This window comes from Vibrio sp. FF145, from assembly GCF_041439075.1.
Taxonomy (GTDB): domain Bacteria; phylum Pseudomonadota; class Gammaproteobacteria; order Enterobacterales; family Vibrionaceae; genus Vibrio; species Vibrio tasmaniensis_A.
Genome location: NZ_JBGONH010000003.1, coordinates 115,289 through 131,935, shown reverse-complemented (window position 1 = coordinate 131,935; position 16,647 = coordinate 115,289). Strand labels below are relative to the sequence as shown.

Sequence of the window (16,647 nt, the reverse complement as noted above, 5' to 3'; positions counted from 1 at the left end):
ACATATTGACAAAAGGTTAAATTTGCTAAATAAAACGATGTTTTTTAAGGTTAAAGAGAGTTCGGGTTTATCTAACTAATTGAAAAATAAAACATAACAAACATTGTATTTATTCTATTGTAGTATTTGTTGCGGTGTTTGTTGAAAGCAAAGCAGTACGCTGATTCTAATCATGACAAGGAGAGTTGGATGTTAAACCGAGCAAACACAGGTTTGGTGGTTGTGGACGTACAAGGCAAGCTCGCACGCCTTGTTGATGAGAGCGATACGCTGATTGCTAATTGCGGAAAGTTAGCTCAAGGAGCGCAGGTTTTGGGTCTGTCAATTATTCGTTTGGAACAGAATCCAGAGAAGCTAGGTGCTACAGTCGACGAACTTAATGACTTGTTGAATGATGTAAAGCCGATACCTAAATTCACTTTCAATGCGTGTGATGAGCCCAAGTTTGTTGAGGCGGTTCAAGCCAAGGATGTAGAGACTTGGTTAGTGTGTGGTATTGAGGCTCATATTTGTGTTTATCAAACCGCAATGGGGTTGTTGGAACTTGGGTACAAGGTTCAGGTAGTTGGCGACTGTGTTAGCTCGCGAACGGCACTCAACAAGAATCTAGCAATCCGTCGACTAATGGATGCTGGTATCGAAATCACAGGATTGGAAATGAGCTTATACGAACTGGTAAAGGACTGCCGCGCGCGTGAATTTAAGCTCATTCTATCCTTGATTCGTTAATCACCGAGAGGCTGTCTATCGCCACCGCCTCGGTAGGAATCTAGCGCAACTTTCAAGCGACGCAGCTTGTCGCGCGAACGGTTCTTGTGATTGACCGCCATGCCCATAGAAAGCACATCCACTAACGCCAACATTGCGTAACGAGAAGCCGATGGTTTGTAGATAAAGTCGGTTTCCATATGCTTGATTGGCAACAAGATATCCGCAATTTTTGCTAGCGGTGTGTCTTGTGGGGTAATCGCGATGATCTTAAGGCCATACTGTTTCGCTAACTCGGCAGTTTCAGTGATCACTGGCGTAAAGCCTGTCGCGGAAATCATCACCATCACGTCATTGGCATCGGCTGTGGCGGCTACCATACGTGACATTAAGCCATCGTTGTACGACACCACTGGGTAGCCTAAACGAAACAGTCGATGCTGCAGCTCTTGAGAAGCAATGGTCGAACCGCCACCCATGCCGATAGCAATGATCTGTCTGGCGTTATGTAGCCAGTTCACTGCAGTTTCAACGTCTTGCTCTTTGAACAGAGTTCGGTTGATATCTAGGCTCTGCTTGATTGATTCGTAGATACCTTGATAACCCGTTTGGTCAACAGGTTCGAGGATAAAGCGCTGGCCAACGGTTAGCGTTTGAGCCAACTTAATCTTCATATCACGTACGTTGCTGCAGCCGATCGCCTTAGCAAAACGTGTGATGGTGGCTTCACTCACTTGAGCACCTTCGGCTAGCTCTGTGATGCTGGCATTAGCAGCAAAATCAATGTCATCCATGATCAGCTTGGCGACTTTCTTTTCTGCATCACGAAGAGCAGGAAAACGCTCTGTTATCTGTGAAATGATATCTACTTCTAAACTCAAGAATCCTGATCCTTTGTTGATGGGGCTATTTGCTAATACCTAGTCATTGGTCGCTAAAGCTTAGCCCCGTTAGTATATCTTATTGTTTCGTTGATTCTAGCTTATTGAAAAATCGACCTAGAAACAGGTTTCTACCCATTTGGTCACCTGATGTTCGTCATCGCTGATGGCAATGTAGCGCCATTTGTCGAAGGTTAAACACGGGTGTGAGGTCGAGAAAGCAATCATGTCGCCCACTTCAATCTCAGAAGAGCTGTCCGTTTCAACAAAGGTATGTTGATCCATCACGGCAGTAGAGGTTAAGCCTTTTACTGAGATAGCTTCACCATTGCGATAGCCGCGCTCGGCAATCGGTAAACCCGCATCAAAGGCCACATCACGCTTGCCTAGCCCAACCACTAACTTGGTTGGCTCAGGACGAGAGATAACATAAGCCCATACTTCAAGTGCCGATTCTAAATCACCACCCAATTCACACGCATAACCTTGGTTTGCTTGGGCACGTTGTAGCACTTTGCTTTGAGCGTCTAGGTAGATACCGGTGTCGTGAATCGCATAACAGCCCGGGCGGATGATCGCCAAGTAATCGGTTAGGTTCGCCAAACATTCTGCCACCACATCATACCAAGCCGAGCCTGCGCCAGTGATAATAGGTTGCCCTGTAATTAGACCATCTGATACGAGGCTTTCGACCGAAGTCAGTGCCTGTTTCAAGAAGGTGCGAATGTCTTGTTCTGCGTTGTCACCGTGAATCACACCCTCATACACCTCAATACCCGCCAGCGAAAGGGCAGGTGTGTCTTGGATGGTTTGAGCCAGTTCTAGAACTTCTTGTGGTGAACGACAACCACAACGGCCACCCGCTACACCAAATTCGATCAGTACTTTTAGTGTCTGTTTTGTATTAGAGAAATATTGGTTAAGTTGCTGCACGTTTACCGAAGAATCCACACAACAGTAAAAGTCGATATCAAACTCACTGATCAGCTGTTCAACGATCGCCATGTTGGTTTTACCCACCAATTGGTTAGCCATGATGATGCGTTTTGCACCCGCCATAGCGGCAACTTCTGCCTGTGCAGGCGTTGCTACTGTAATACCCCAAGCGCCATTTTCTAGTTGTTGGCGGAAAAAAGCAGGTGTCATTGATGTTTTGCCATGTGGCGACAATTTAACCTGATGGTGATCGGCGAATGATTGCATCCAATTCAGGTTATTGGTTAAGGCGGATTGTTTGATAATTGCTACCGGGAGCGAAATATCTTCATCAACCAGTCGGTAAATACCGTTCTCAGATTGTGATATTGCTCTCCCTTTTTGGCCTTTTTCAGTCAAGATAAAACTATCGTTTTGATACTTTATAACATCTTTATGTGCAGGGTTATGTTTCATTACTGATTCCTAACATGATTTAAGTTGTTGTTATTTAATGTTTAAATATATCCACAGTCTGTTTTGTGGTAGAAACTATCACACAAATTAAAATATTATGTGTGTTTTGTCACTGAAAATAATCGGCTGGATTCTTAATATAGCTCCATCAACACAGTGGATTGAGAGAGTGAAAAATGTTGTTCGATACGATAATTAAAAATGTAGAGGTGTTTGATGGCACCGGCGAACAATCGTTTTGTGCCGATGTAGCAATCCGAGATGGAAAAATAGCCGAAATTGGTCAAATCGATCACGAAGATTGTGGCCAGTTGGTTGAGGGAGCTGGCTTAGCATTGGCTCCTGGATTTATCGATGTACATACACATGACGATACCAACGTAATTCGTTACCCAGACTGCCTGCCTAAGATCAGCCAAGGTGTTACAACCGTGATTGTTGGTAACTGTGGTATCAGCGCATCACCAACCGTTTTGGCTGGTGACCCTCCTGACCCAATGAATCTTTTAGGTGCGCAGGCTGATTTTAAATACCCAACTTTCGCCGCGTATGCACAAGCGGTAGAGCAAGCTCAACCCGCAGTAAACGTTGCAGCATTAGTCGGCCATACCACATTGCGTAACCAAGTGATGGACGACCTGCAACGCACTGCAAGCGAAGACGAAATCGCAGCGATGCAAACCAACCTTGATTTGGCGATGGAACAAGGCGCATTAGGTTTGAGCTCAGGTTTGGCTTACGCAAGCGCTAAACAAGCGAATGCCAACGAAGTGATGCAGTTAGCGAAAGTGCTTTCTGGTCACGGCGGCATCTATACCACGCATATGCGTACCGAATTTGAAGAGATCTTAAGCGCGATGGAAGAGGCGTTTGAGACAGGACAATACGCGAAAGTGCCTGTTGTTATCTCCCACCTTAAATGTGCAGGTGCGGGGAACTGGGGTAGAACCGTTGAAGTGCTTGATTTGATAGATAAGGTTTCTGAGCACCAAGATGTGTCTTGCGACTGCTACCCATACTCTGCGAGTTCTTCGACACTAGATTTGAAACAAGTGACCGACGATTTCGACATCTTCATCACTTGGTCTGAAGCAAAACCAGAACACGCAGGCAAAACGCTGAAGCAGATTGCTGATGAAATGAACCTACCTCTGATGGACGCAGCTAAAGCGCTTCAACCAGCGGGCGCGGTTTACCACTGCATGGATGAGAACGACGTAAAGCGCGTATTGAAATACAAACTGACCATGGTCGGTTCAGACGGTTTACCTAATGACCCGCATCCACACCCAAGATTGTGGGGCACCTTCCCGAAAGTGCTAGGTCACTATTGCCGAGACGAAAAACTGTTCTCGTTGCCAGAAGCGATTCACAAGATGACCGGAATGTCGGCTCAGCGTTACAACTTAGCGGGCCGAGGCGAAGTTCGCTGTGGTGCCTTTGCCGATTTAGTTTTATTTGATCCAAAGAATATTAAAGACACAGCAACATTTGAAAATCCTATTTCAGTTGCTCAAGGAATAGAAAGTGTATTTGTAAATGGTGAGTTAACTTACCAGCAAGGAAAAGTAAGAAATAATCGTTCAGGCGTTTTTATTTACCGAAACTAGAATTTAAATTATTTATTAAATTCAGATGATTATAAAAACGGCGAATTAATTTAAATATATTGGAATAGAAACTGTTTTATCTATAAACCCAATATTATCTATAAATAAGTGGAGTTAAAAAATGACTATTAAACGTTACGGTGTTGAAGGCGGTACAGGTACAGGCGGACAACATTTACCATTTGCACGTGCAACTGAAGCAGGTGGTTTCCTATACGTTTCTGGCCAGACACCGATGACAGATGGTGAAGTGGTTGAGGGTGGCATTGTTGACCAGTCTCGCCTAGCGATCCAAAACTGTGTCGATATCATGACTGAAGCGGGCTACGGCCTAGAAGACGTAATGCACGTAAAGGTTGTGCTAACGGATTCTCGTTACTTCCAATCTTTTAATAAGGTATTCAAAGAGTTCTTCGGTGCTAACCCACCGGCTCGTATCTGCATGGTTTGCGACTTAGTTGTAGACGTGAAGGTTGAAGTAGATGTGACTTGCTACCGCGCCGATCGCGGATAGTAATAACCTAATCACAATTACCTACTTAGAGAGTATTAGGGGTTAGTCATCCCTGTTATTATCCTTTAATACTCTCACCCTACATTTATAAAAATTACTTTAATTAAAAAAGATAAAATCAATAAAGTAATTATATGAAATATAAAATGAATGAATCATAAATAAAGTTCAAGAATGAACTCAATATTTCACTGAGAGGTGTCAAATGAACAGCACACTTTTTCTTACAGGCTTCGGCGTGTACGTATGTTTTTTAATTTGGTTAGGCTGGTTTGTCTCGCGTAATCAAAAATCTGGCGAAGATTTCTTATTAGGTGGCCGTGGCCTACCTATGTTCTTAGTACTTGGTACAACAGTAGCGACGATGGTCGGTACGGGTTCAAGTATGGGTGCGGTTGGCTTCGGCTACGCAAATGGCTGGGCAGGTGCTCTGTACGGCATTGGTGGTGCGATAGGCATCCTATTACTTGCACTTTGGTTTGCTCCGGTTCGTAAACTGAACTTCATGACCATGAGTGAAGAGCTGGCTTACTATGTTGGCGCTAACCGCATCGTGAAAAACGTTGTAGGTGTACTGATCTTTGTCGCTTCAATTGGTTGGTTAGGCGCTCACATTCTGGGTGGTGGCATGTACTTAGCGTGGATTGCAGACATCGACCTCAACCTAGCGAAAATCATTATTGCTGCGGCATTCACTATTTACGTGGTGATCGGTGGTTACACAGCGGTTGTGTGGACCGATACCATTCAAGCGATCATTCTTTTTGCTGGCTTCATTTTGATGGCGGTAATGTCAGTTGATTACATCGGCGGCATGGATAACCTTTACGCTGCGATGGACCCTGCTGCTACAAGCTTTTTAGCAATCGATAAACAGGGCCTTCTGCCTGCTGTGTCTCTGGCTGTGGTTATCGGCGTGGGTGTACTGGCGACGCCTTCATTCCGTCAACGTATCTACTCGGGTAAAGACGTATCAACCGTTCGTCGCTCATTTGTTGCATCGGGTGTGTTGTACCTTTTCTTCTCAATCATCCCTGCAATCATCGGTATGGCAGCACATGCCATTGACCCATCATTGGATAACGCGAACTACTCGTTCCCTTATGTTGCTGCAACGGTTCTTCCGGTTGGCGTTGGCATGATTGTTCTTATCGCGGGTCTTTCTGCAACCATGTCGAGCGCAAGTTCAGATGCGATAGCAGGTGTTTCTATCCTACTTCGTGATGTTTACGTGATGTTCACTGGCCGCGTACCAAACAAAGAGTCAATGGTGAACTACTCTCGCTTGGCACTGATTGTGGTGATTGGTTTTGCACTGTTGTTCGCACTGACGTCAAACGACATCATTGGCTACATCACGAAAATGATTTCAACCGTAATGTCGGGCATGTTTGTGTGCGGTATGTTGGGTCGATTCTGGAAACGTTACAACTGGCAGGGTGCTCTTGCTACGTTAGTGGGTGCATCTGTGGCTTCATTTGTCGTAATGCTAAATGCAGACTACACGGCTTTCTGGGGCAACCCTGTGATTCCTTCTTGTCTAGTGGCTCTAACGGCGGGTGTGCTGGTAAGCCTATGTACTCCGGCTAATCAAGTAACACCAGAAATGGCGAAAGCAATCCTTGATGACGAGCGTGCTCTGATGGAAATGGAATTGTCAGACTCAGGTGTGCTTGAAGAAGACGCGTCTTCTCAACGTCCTGCAAATCAAACAAGCTAATCTAAAACGCTCCACAGCTAGTTAGTACAACAAATTCAGTACAACAAGTTGTGGAGTGGTTTAGCTAGCTCAGGCTCTGCTTCTCGGTAGGGCCTTCTTCCCCATTTATCTCTCTATTTTAGGATCTGCTATGCCTGCATCTTCTAACTTCAATATTGCTTTCTTTGGCGAGTGCATGGTCGAAATCAGCGGCTCTCCATTAACCAAAAAATTCGGTGGTGACACACTCAATACCGCACTTTACCTTTCTCGCTTAACTCAACATCAAAACCTCTCTGTTCATTACGCGACAGGTCTGGGCAGTGATGAGCTGTCTCAAAATATGATTGATAGCTGGCAGCTCGAAGGTATTCAAACCAATTTAGTTGAACGCATTGCGAACAAGCTTCCTGGACTCTACATGGTCGAAACCGACGAGACAGGCGAGCGACACTTTCACTACTGGCGCAACGATGCGGCAGTAAAATCTTACTTTCATGCTAATGACTTGAATAAGCTTGAAATCGCTCTGACAGAGAAGCAAGTCGACGCGGTTTACATCAGCGGTATCAGTATCGCGATCTTGGATGATGCCTCTCGCGAGCGTTTATTCAAAGCGATTAGCGTGTTCTCAAACCAAGGCGGTAAGGTGATTTTTGATAATAACTATCGCCCGCAACTTTGGATCACCGAGCAAGCTCGACATTGGTATGCCAAGTTACTGCCGCTGGTGGACATCGCCTTGATTACCGAAGACGACGATCTGCTTGTATGGGGTAACTCAGAGAGCGTTCAACAACGTTGTATCCGTTTGGGTTGCCAAGAGATCGTCATCAAACGTGGCTGCGAGCCATGCAAGATTGTTCAAGTTGAACAGGACAACATTGTTGAGAATTATGTCTCAGCGACTCGTGTTTCTAACGTGGTCGACACCTGCGCGGCGGGCGATTCATTCGCCGCGGGTTATTTAGCTGCGCGTCTTACTGGCGAGAGCGCCACCGACGCAGCCGAACTTGGCCACCAACTGGCTTCCATCGTTATTCAATACTCTGGCGCAATCATCCCCGTGAGCGCTATGAGCCAACTGATTAAAAAATAAAATAAAAAGCGGAATTATTATGTCTCAAGAAATGATCAACAAACTTAAGCAATTCAAAGTTATCCCTGTTATCCAAATCAACAAGGTTGAACACGCGATTCCACTGGCAAAAGTGTTGGTAGAAAATGGCCTACCAGTTGCTGAAGTCACATTCCGCACTGAAGCGGCAGCAGACGCGATTCGTGCGATGCGCGATGCGTATCCAGAAATGTGTATCGGTGCTGGCACAGTATTAACGCCAGCGCAGATCGACCTTGCGAAAGAGTCGGGCAGCGAATTCATCGTAGCTCCGGGTCTGAACCCAAACACCGTAAAACGCTGCCAAGAAATCGGCATGCCAATCGTTCCGGGCGTAAATAACCCAAGCCAAGTAGAGCAAGCGCTAGAGCTTGGCCTTAACTTCTTGAAGTTCTTCCCTGCAGAAGCGTCTGGCGGCATCAACATGGTGAAATCTCTGTTAGCGCCATACGTTGATGTGTCTTTAATGCCAACGGGCGGTATCGGTAAACACAACGTGAATGACTACTTAGCAGTGGATCGCGTGGTGTGCTGTGGTGGTACTTGGATGGTGTCGCCAAAGATGATCGAGAACGAGCAATGGGATGAGATTGCAGTATTGGTTCGTGAAGCGGTCGCTCTTGTTAACGAGCAATAAGTTTGTGAACTAGCGATAGCAAGCTTTCGAATTAGAGATAACGAGCAACAGCAGTGGTTGATGGTTCTGTTTTGTGAATTGCCTCCGATAAACAAAACAGAACCATATTTATATAGGAAAACTAATAATGAAAAAAACTATATTATCCCTATTGATTTCAGGTTCAGTAGTGTCCCCAATGGCGTTAGCAATGGCTCCAAATACCGATCTAAATTTAATGCCGTACCCACAAACGGTCGAGCTGCAAGCTGGGCAAGTGAAAGTAGATGGTAATTTTAAAGTTTACATCAAAGGCTTTAATTCTGATCGCGTTGAGTACACGGCGAAACGCTTTATTGATCGCCTTGAGCGTCAGACAGGTGTGCCGATTCTAAATTGGCAGGTTGATAGTGCAGATCAAGCGAACCTGATCATAGATATCGACGCAGCACCAAAGTCTGAAATACAAAATATCGACTCTGTAGAGTCCTACAAGATTACCACTCAGGGTGAACAAATCACGCTGAGCTCTCCAAGCCCATACGGCACGATTCACGGCATCGAAACCCTTTTACAGCTCGTTGAAACCACAGCGACTGGCTACCATATTCCTGCCGTCACGATTGTCGATGAGCCTCGTTTCCGCTGGCGTGGTGTTTCTTACGATACGTCACGTCACTTCATTGAATTCGATGTACTTATTCGTCAGTTAGATGCGATGGCGTCGGCGAAGATGAACGTATTCCATTGGCACTTCTGGGACGACCAAGGCATTCGCATTCAAACCGAATCATGGCCGCGTCTGTGGTCTGAAACCGCTGATGGTAATTACTACACCAAAGACCAAGTTCGCTACCTAGTTGAATACGCCCGTAATCTTGGTATTCGTGTTATCCCTGAGGTCTCTCTTCCGGGTCACTCTTCTGCCGTGGCTCATGCTTACCCGCGCCTGATGTCTGGCGGTGAAGGGCAAAACTACGAGCAAGAAAGAGGGTGGGGCGTGTTTGAACCACTGATGGATCCACTGAACCCTGAAGTCTATGAGATGCTTGGTGATGTGTTTGATGAAGTGACCGAGCTGTTCCCTGATGAGTACTTCCACATTGGTGGCGATGAGCCGAATTATGCACAGTGGAAAAACAACGAAAAGCACCAACAGTTCATTGAAGAAAACAATATCGATGGCGAGCGTGGTCTGCAGTCTTACCTCAATGTAAAAGTTGAGAAGATGCTTGAAGAGCGCGGTAAGAAGATGACGGGTTGGGATGAGATTTGGCATAAAGATCTGCCGACTTCGATCGTGATTCAAAGCTGGCAAGGGCACGACAGTATTGGCCGTGCGGCAAAAGAGGGCTACCCAGGTATTCTGTCTACCGGTTACTACCTAGATCAACCTCAGCCAACCAGCTACCACTATCGCAATGACCCAATGCCAAGTGGCATCACGGTTGACGATAAGCTGCACAGTGGCGAAAAGTTCGTGACGTATCAATGGGAGAAGCCACGTTCAAAAGGCGGCCCACGTAAGGGAACACTGACCATCATTGAAGCGAAAGACGGCACTTTCCGCGCATTCAGTGATTACAACGGTAAGTCTCGTGAAGAGATCTTCATCCTTGATTATGTGCCGGGCAAAACCTTTGTTGGCCACTTCGATAACTTCATGTCGTACACCGAATTCAACCTAAACCTGAATCCAAAGGGTTTTGCCGAAGGCAGTTACCAACTGGTCGGTAACGTGCGTTGGCCAACCACAGGTGAAGTGATTGCGAGCAGTGATGTTGAAGGCAGCGTGATTCCTGAACCTAATGGTGGTTACCCTGCAGAATTAACCGACAAAGAGAAAGATCTTATCCTAGGTGGTGAAATCACCATGTGGCTAGAAAACAAAGACAGCCACACGGTAGAAAACTATCTATGGCCGCGTAGTTACGCTATTGCGGAGCGTTTCTGGTCTGATGAAGAACTGACTGACGAGCGCAGCATGTACAAGCGCATGAAGGCAATGGACACATGGTCTGAAGTGTCGGTTGGCCTGCGTCACCATGCGGATGCTGACATGTTGTTAAAACGCATTGCCAAAGGGCAGGATATCCACGACCTGCGCGTGCTTGCCAAGTACACCGAGCCAGCACAATACTACGCGCGTAACTGGGAGAAGTGGAACTCTACTGAACCTAAGGGCACTTTATACAGCCAATACGAGCGTCTAAATCGCTTCGTGGATGCACTGCCAGTGGAAAGCTACGCTGTGTATGAAATGCAAGATTTGGTCAGTGAAGTCGCGACGGGTAATCAACAAGCGCTTGAGCAACTCGCTCAGCATTATCAGCAAGCAAAAGCGGCTGCACTCGCGGCTAAAACTGTCTTCGCAGGTAATGTGTCTTCGGTAGAGACTGTGGTAGTCGCAGAGAAAACGGCGGAAGTCGCAGACTTGGCGTTAACCTTGATTGCAAAAGCACAAGCGGGCGAAAAAGTTCGAGCATCAGATGCGAACGCCTACCAAGCGATACTGTTTGAATCAGCGAAGATCTACGACGAATCGATCATCGCGATTGTTCGCCCGACAGAGCTCTTGTTGAAGCAGTTAGCTGAGTAAGCCGTTAACGGATTAGCGAACAAGTTACACGCCAATCAGTGAATAAAAACCGCCCTCTGTGGGCGGTTTTTTAGTTTTAGCTTCTCAATTGGGTGTAATTTCTCGCCCAATATAAGCGACTACTCACTAACACTACTCTGTAGCGTTAACGTGAATGTCAGGCAGAAGCTTCCAAGACCAAACTTTTGGTGTCGTCAGTTGGTTCGTGGACAAATAACGACGAGTTAAGCTTTGCAGTAAACGCGTGCTTCTCGTGGTGTATAAATACCAAAAGTCACGGCTGCTAGTAAACCATTCACGAATGTCTCTTGAACTTCAACTTTAGCAACGTTGTCGATACCGTTACATACTTCAGCTGCATCAATTTGTTTTTTCTGTGCTAAACCGTTGATGAAGAAGTGGTGTGACTTTTCGGTTGTTGGGGCTGTTGCTTCGCTCTCTTGAGGGGCCATTACGAAAGTTTGTTGAGCGCAACCTGTTGCTACTAGCGATAGTGCCGCGATGATCAGTAGTTTTTTCATGTGTTTCTCCAGAGATAAAATTCAGCTCACGTCAGTAAGGGTGAACGAGTGTTGTATGGTTTGAAGGGGATATGTGGTCCCCTCCAGCTGATGTTGAACATTATTCCAGAGATGATTGGTCGTTACTGTATGAGTTTGTCAGTCGAATCGTTACATAGTGGAAAGGACATAGTGAATACGGCGCCCTTTAAAGTATTGCTTTGTGCGACTTGTACTGTTGCACCGTGTTGAACACAGATCTTCTTGACGATAGAAAGCCCTAGACCATGGCCACTCTTGGCTTTGTTACGCGCTTTATCTCCAACATAAAAAGGTTCGAATAGGCGAGAACGGTGCTCTTTTGCTACGCCATCACCATCGTCATGTACGGCGATTTTTAGCTTGTCTTGGTGCACGGTTGCTTCAATCGAGATTTGAGAACGCGCAAATTTCATCGCATTACGCACTAGGTTATCTAACGCGCGATTAAGCAGCATATCATCCGCCAATATCGTGCGGGATTGTTCTGGTAATGATAGATCAATACTAAACTCAGTTTCTTTGTTCCAACGGCTCATTGCATGATCGAGAAAGTCTCTTATCTCTAATGGCCGGTGTAAGTTCTCTAGATCACAACTGTCGAGTTTTGCGTAATATAGTAACTCATCGACCATTTTTTCCATCTCTTCTGTGTCTTCAACAATGCTCTCGATAGTATCTTGCTGCCCCTCGTTGAGTGGCGTGTCTTTGAGCATTTCAGCCTGCCATTGAATTCTAAATATCGGAGTTCGCAGTTCATGAGCTACCGCATTGGTGAGTGAACGATTACTCTCGATTAAGCTATGGATTCGATCGGCCATCAGATTAAAGGATTTATTTAAAGACCCTATTGCACTGCTGCCTGATGTTTCAGCTCGCGAAGAGAGGTCGCCTTCAGAAAAACGCAGGGTGGCATTCTCAAGTTTTTTAACTCGACGGAAAATAATCAAAAGATGACCTAGGCCGTATACGATGAAGCTCGCGATAAAGAATACCCAAATAAGGTCATCTTCGAGCTCTATTTTTTGTCGAACGAGCGTGTCGTCGTTGGGCAGGTAATGGTAGATGTTTTCACTGTTAGCTAAGCGAAACCATAACTCCCGATAGTCGTCGTGAAAAATAAATACGTTGGGGTTAGCAGTAAAGAACTCAGAAACTGGAGTCGGTACTTCATCATTCGATTTGAATGTGACGAGGGTATAGCGGGAGGTGTCAACAAACTGATTTATGGCTTGATGAGCGGCTTCGAGGCCCTGATTATTCGCTATGTTTTCTAGGAGCTGTTGGTGGGCCGTTGCTTCGTAATCTTGCAATATATATTCATAGTCGGTATTGAGCTGATAGACACAAATTTCGTAGGCGAGAAGACCAACAATAAAGCAAGTTAACAGCCCTAGTAGGGACTCCAAATAGATACGTCGCATAATCGCTCTCTTTCATTGCGCCCGTACTGAGCGCGGTTAATGCCAGGCGGTCGAAACAAATAAGTAACCTTTTCCGCGAATGGTTTGAATTTTCTCTGCTGGTGCTTTGTCGTCACCAAGTATTTTTCGCAAACGTACTACTTTGTTGTCAATCGTCCGGTCGATCCCGTCGTACTCGATCCCGCGCAGCGTTTGAGTTAAGTAATCACGTGACAGCGGGGTATCAGGGTTGGATGCTAACAGCCAAAGTAAATCAAACTCACTGTCTGTCAGTGATAAAACCGCGCCTGAAAGCTCACACTTTTTATAGGTGTTTTTCAGAATGAGTTGATCAAATTGAAGGGTGCCTGAGTCATCGACTGATGACGTATCGGTTTCCTGTCGGCGCAATAGTGACCGGACTCTTGCTAGCAGAACTCGTGGTTTTATTGGTTTAGTGACATAATCATCGGCCCCTGTCTCTAAACCAGCAACGTGATCAAAATCGTCATCGCTGGCGGTGAGCATTAAGATTCTACCTTTGAAGTGTGTACGTGTCTGTCGGCAGATTGTAAGCCCATCGGTTACAGGAAGCATCAAATCCAACAACACGATATCAGGCTGTTCGTCAAGGATGGTCTGTGCAGCATCACTGCCATCGTCTAACGCGGTGACCTCAAAATCTTGTGCTACAAAGTAATCCTTTAGCATTTGCTGAAGTTTTAAATCGTCTTCAACGATGATCATTTTAGGTTTTGTCATTCCGTTATCAGCCTTGTTGTGCGTTTAATTTGTTGAAATTACGTGAGTGCGTTTAATTTTGGCAGCTCCTGCTGTTGCATATTAATCACAAATGCGTCAAGAAGAAATTCCTGATGCGAATGATTAAACACTTTCCATGCTAGTTCAATGCCGATTTGTAATTTTTGCAGGGTTTTTCAGCAGGTTAAAAGTGGTGTTTTAGTCTGTTGGCGAAGAGGGCCGGAAATGAGAGCTCTTAATGTCGAGTTTTTAGTTTAATAACAGAAGAGGCAGCCATGAAGCATCTTTTTAAAGAGGTTTCATGGCTGGTTGGAACTTAATTGGATTTTAAGTCAAAAATTAAGGCCTACGGTTTGAACCTAAGCATGCGTATTTATGAGTTCCGAGTTATGATTTTTGGCAAACAGAACAAAATCGTCTAGTGGCATTGGTTTTGCGAAATAGAAGCCTTGTACTTCGTGACACCCTGCGTGGCCTAAAAATTCAAGTTGCTCTTTTTCTTCAATGCCTTCAGCAAGTACATTGAGTGAGAGTTCGGTTGCTAGCTTACAAATCATGCTCAAGATAGCTTGGTCATCGGTGTTGTTAAGTAAGTCCTTTACAAACTCTCGATCTATTTTCAGTCGATCTATAGGGAGTAGCTTCAAATAGCTAAGAGATGAATAACCAGTACCGAAATCATCTAACGCTATTTCAATGTTTAACTTCTTTAAGTCATTCAATACAGCCACGACCTTCGACACATCACCCAACATGGCACTTTCTGTTACTTCTAATTCCAGTAAACTCGGAGAAAGGCCAGTTTTTTCTAAGGTTAGTTGTGTCAGATCTAAAATGTTCTGTTCCGAAAACTGAATGCTCGAAATATTAACGGCAACCTTTACACCTGCAAGCGCTTTATGATTCTGCCACTGTTGGCAATCAGTGGTAGCTTGTTCGAAAATATGAGCCCCCATTGGAATGATTAAATGGGATTGCTCTGCCAGTTCTATAAAAAGGTCAGGCCTTACGAGGTCTCCATTTGGCTTTTTCCAACGCATGAGCGCTTCGGCACCAATGATACGATTGGTCTTTAAGCAAAATTGAGGTTGGTAATAAGGAATAAATTCTCTGTTTTCAATCGCATTGTTTATCTCTTTGATTAACGTTATACGTCGCAACGCAGCATTTGACAGTTCAGGTTGATGCTTAACCGTAATGTCATCGCCTTTTTCCTTGGATACATATAGAGCGATGTTCGCTTGAATGAGCATTTCAGAACTGCTTTGTGCGCCATTTGAACTGCAGGTTGCACCAAGGTTAGCCACTAGTTTTATCTTGTTCTCATCAATGATAATTTCATTTGAAACCACATCAATCAACATAGCAAAAAAAGCATCCGAACCTTGATCGCCATTGTGTTCTTTCGCAGGCACTGCGATACAGAACTTATTTTCATCCAATCGAGCTAGGTTAAAATCAACCATGGTTGTGCATGCGGATAAGCGGTTGGCTAGATGAAGTAAGATTGTGTCCCCAGCTTTATAGCCGAGTGTATTGTTGATATCTCTAAAACGTTTAATATCAATGATTAACACGGTGATGCGTTCATTTTTTTCTTTGTGTTTATTAAGCAACTCATCAAGCGAACGCAAAAACCCAAGACGGTTCGGCAACTTAGTGAGCGAATCATAGTAAGCCAGTGTTTCGATTTCTTTTGTTAATGCTCTGCGTTGCTGCTCTTTATCATAAAGGCTAGAAAAAGCACTTTGTAGTTCCGTTATCTCGTAATATTTTGCTGGTGGTAAAGACGCACTTTCTTCTTTGCCTTGTGCCAATAAACTAAGAGAGCGAGTGATGTTTTTTAACGGAGTCGATACTCGACGAGCGATGGCAAAGTTAATAAACATCACCGTCATAAAGCTGATTATGCTAATAGACATCAAAGATTGATTGATCATCTTTCCATATGTTAGCCATTCATCTACAACTGTATTTACCTCGAGAATCCCTCGTACATCGTTGAGTTCCCAATCGTGTTTAGGCGAGTCGGGGTGGCTATTGTGGCAGTTTACACAAGTTTGGTCATTGAGGCGGTCTGCCCGAGCGACGCGTACTCGGGTTCTGTCTTGCTCTTGTACAAACTCGACGTAGAACTCATCTGGTTTCTTGTTAATCGCTACCCACGCCCGTTGTTGAAATTCGTCAAAAAGCCTACCTTGACGGTTTTTAAAAGGATAAGGGCTGGTAAACGAGGTCGTGATGGTGAGATCTTTATCAGATTTATCAAGCATTTCGATTAAGAAGGTAGCAGGAACCGGAATAGTGTTCTCTAAGGATTGGTGCTGGGCTGTTGCCACGAGTTCTTGACTATCAACAACTTTCTGTATGACATTTGATGAGTAATAGTTACGAATACTATGAAATGTAGTCACGTAGTTCTTTGCATTTTCAACCGACACTTTTTGAACGAAATCTTCAAGGATAACGGTCGATATTAAAGAGAATAGTAAAATACAAGCAAGTGCTATTCCTATGATTGGATAAATAATGGTCCAAGATAGTGAACGCTTCATTGTCTACCTTTATTGATATTTTTAATTGCCTGACACTACTGAAGTGGCTTTCCATGTGGCTTGTTGATGATTTGTTAGCATTATATATAATTTTAGAGTGGCTGAATGTAAGCTCGTGTAACTGGTCTTATGAGTTGGCTTGCACTCTGAAGTGAGTGTTTTTAGCAAGGAAGGGGGGCGAGGATATAGATGAAATACATTCCATTACATAGTTACGACAGATAATTTAATTGTTAACCAATAGAATTTCTC

The 16,647-nt window shown here is 44.8% G+C and carries 13 protein-coding genes; 7 read left to right on the top strand and 6 right to left on the bottom strand.

The features are described from left to right. Positions 1–189 precede the first annotated feature (189 nt). Positions 190–729 (top strand): hydrolase, encoded by a 540-nt coding sequence (locus ACED42_RS02360; protein ID WP_371701265.1) that lies wholly within the window; start codon positions 190–192, stop codon positions 727–729. Here the strand turns inward: ACED42_RS02360 and ACED42_RS02355 are convergent. Further along, positions 726–1,589 (bottom strand): MurR/RpiR family transcriptional regulator, encoded by an 864-nt coding sequence (locus tag ACED42_RS02355; RefSeq protein WP_102276996.1) that lies wholly within the window; start codon positions 1,587–1,589, stop codon positions 726–728. The genes ACED42_RS02360 and ACED42_RS02355 overlap by 4 nt on opposite strands. A 117-nt stretch (positions 1,590–1,706) precedes the next feature. Then, positions 1,707–2,981, bottom strand: a complete 1,275-nt coding sequence (locus ACED42_RS02350; protein WP_371701262.1) for an amino acid deaminase — start codon at positions 2,979–2,981, stop codon at positions 1,707–1,709. A 176-nt stretch (positions 2,982–3,157) separates the two neighbouring features. Between ACED42_RS02350 and ACED42_RS02345 the strand changes: the two genes are divergently transcribed. The 6 genes from ACED42_RS02345 (at position 3,158) to ACED42_RS02320 (ending at position 11,136) form a co-directional block, all read left to right on the top strand. Continuing rightward, the gene (locus ACED42_RS02345; RefSeq protein WP_371701260.1) at positions 3,158–4,591 is read left to right on the top strand and encodes an amidohydrolase family protein; all 1,434 of its coding nucleotides are present in this window, start codon (positions 3,158–3,160) and stop codon (positions 4,589–4,591) included. Positions 4,592–4,712: 121 nt separating this feature from the next. Continuing rightward, on the top strand, positions 4,713–5,105 hold the full coding sequence (locus ACED42_RS02340; protein WP_004732497.1) for a RidA family protein: 393 nt from the start codon (positions 4,713–4,715) through the stop codon (positions 5,103–5,105). A 205-nt stretch (positions 5,106–5,310) separates the two neighbouring features. After that, positions 5,311–6,825: a sodium:solute symporter family protein gene (locus tag ACED42_RS02335; RefSeq protein WP_371701258.1), complete on the top strand. Its 1,515-nt coding sequence runs from the start codon at positions 5,311–5,313 to the stop codon at positions 6,823–6,825. 130 nt (positions 6,826–6,955) lie between these two features. Then, on the top strand, positions 6,956–7,903 hold the full coding sequence (locus ACED42_RS02330) for a sugar kinase (RefSeq protein ID WP_371701256.1): 948 nt from the start codon (positions 6,956–6,958) through the stop codon (positions 7,901–7,903). A gap of 19 nt (positions 7,904–7,922) precedes the next feature. Then, positions 7,923–8,558: a bifunctional 4-hydroxy-2-oxoglutarate aldolase/2-dehydro-3-deoxy-phosphogluconate aldolase gene (locus tag ACED42_RS02325; RefSeq protein ID WP_017084927.1), complete on the top strand. Its 636-nt coding sequence runs from the start codon at positions 7,923–7,925 to the stop codon at positions 8,556–8,558. Positions 8,559–8,685: 127 nt separating this feature from the next. Further along, a complete protein-coding gene (locus tag ACED42_RS02320; protein ID WP_371701254.1) occupies positions 8,686–11,136 on the top strand; it encodes a family 20 glycosylhydrolase in 2,451 nt (816 codons plus the stop codon). A 224-nt stretch (positions 11,137–11,360) separates the two neighbouring features. Here the strand turns inward: ACED42_RS02320 and ACED42_RS02315 are convergent, their stop codons facing one another. The 4 genes from ACED42_RS02315 to ACED42_RS02300 form a co-directional block, all read right to left on the bottom strand. Then, on the bottom strand, positions 11,361–11,657 hold the full coding sequence (locus tag ACED42_RS02315; RefSeq protein WP_122046093.1) for a Bor family protein: 297 nt from the start codon (positions 11,655–11,657) through the stop codon (positions 11,361–11,363). 122 nt (positions 11,658–11,779) lie between these two features. Further along, positions 11,780–13,099 carry an ATP-binding protein gene (locus ACED42_RS02310; protein WP_371701252.1) on the bottom strand — a complete coding sequence of 440 codons (1,320 nt, stop codon included), beginning with the start codon at positions 13,097–13,099 and terminating at the stop codon, positions 11,780–11,782. Positions 13,100–13,135: 36 nt separating this feature from the next. Next, positions 13,136–13,840: a response regulator gene (locus tag ACED42_RS02305; protein ID WP_102582562.1), complete on the bottom strand. Its 705-nt coding sequence runs from the start codon at positions 13,838–13,840 to the stop codon at positions 13,136–13,138. A gap of 359 nt (positions 13,841–14,199) precedes the next feature. Beyond that, on the bottom strand, positions 14,200–16,395 hold the full coding sequence (locus ACED42_RS02300) for an EAL domain-containing protein (protein ID WP_371701249.1): 2,196 nt from the start codon (positions 16,393–16,395) through the stop codon (positions 14,200–14,202). Positions 16,396–16,647: the final 252 nt, after the last annotated feature.

Bases quoted from the DNA above. Each gene is read 5' to 3' on its own strand.
- ACED42_RS02360 (WP_371701265.1), top strand. From the start codon at position 190: ATGTTAAACCGAGCAAACACAGGTTTGGTGGTTGTGGACGTACAAGGC.
- ACED42_RS02350 (WP_371701262.1), bottom strand. From the start codon at position 2,981: ATGAAACATAACCCTGCACATAAAGATGTTATAAAGTATCAAAACGAT.
- ACED42_RS02345 (WP_371701260.1), top strand. From the start codon at position 3,158: ATGTTGTTCGATACGATAATTAAAAATGTAGAGGTGTTTGATGGCACC.
- ACED42_RS02340 (WP_004732497.1), top strand. From the start codon at position 4,713: ATGACTATTAAACGTTACGGTGTTGAAGGCGGTACAGGTACAGGCGGA.
- ACED42_RS02335 (WP_371701258.1), top strand. From the start codon at position 5,311: ATGAACAGCACACTTTTTCTTACAGGCTTCGGCGTGTACGTATGTTTT.
- ACED42_RS02330 (WP_371701256.1), top strand. From the start codon at position 6,956: ATGCCTGCATCTTCTAACTTCAATATTGCTTTCTTTGGCGAGTGCATG.
- ACED42_RS02325 (WP_017084927.1), top strand. From the start codon at position 7,923: ATGTCTCAAGAAATGATCAACAAACTTAAGCAATTCAAAGTTATCCCT.
- ACED42_RS02320 (WP_371701254.1), top strand. From the start codon at position 8,686: ATGAAAAAAACTATATTATCCCTATTGATTTCAGGTTCAGTAGTGTCC.
- ACED42_RS02315 (WP_122046093.1), bottom strand. From the start codon at position 11,657: ATGAAAAAACTACTGATCATCGCGGCACTATCGCTAGTAGCAACAGGT.
- ACED42_RS02310 (WP_371701252.1), bottom strand. From the start codon at position 13,099: ATGCGACGTATCTATTTGGAGTCCCTACTAGGGCTGTTAACTTGCTTT.
- ACED42_RS02305 (WP_102582562.1), bottom strand. From the start codon at position 13,840: ATGACAAAACCTAAAATGATCATCGTTGAAGACGATTTAAAACTTCAG.
- ACED42_RS02300 (WP_371701249.1), bottom strand. From the start codon at position 16,395: ATGAAGCGTTCACTATCTTGGACCATTATTTATCCAATCATAGGAATA.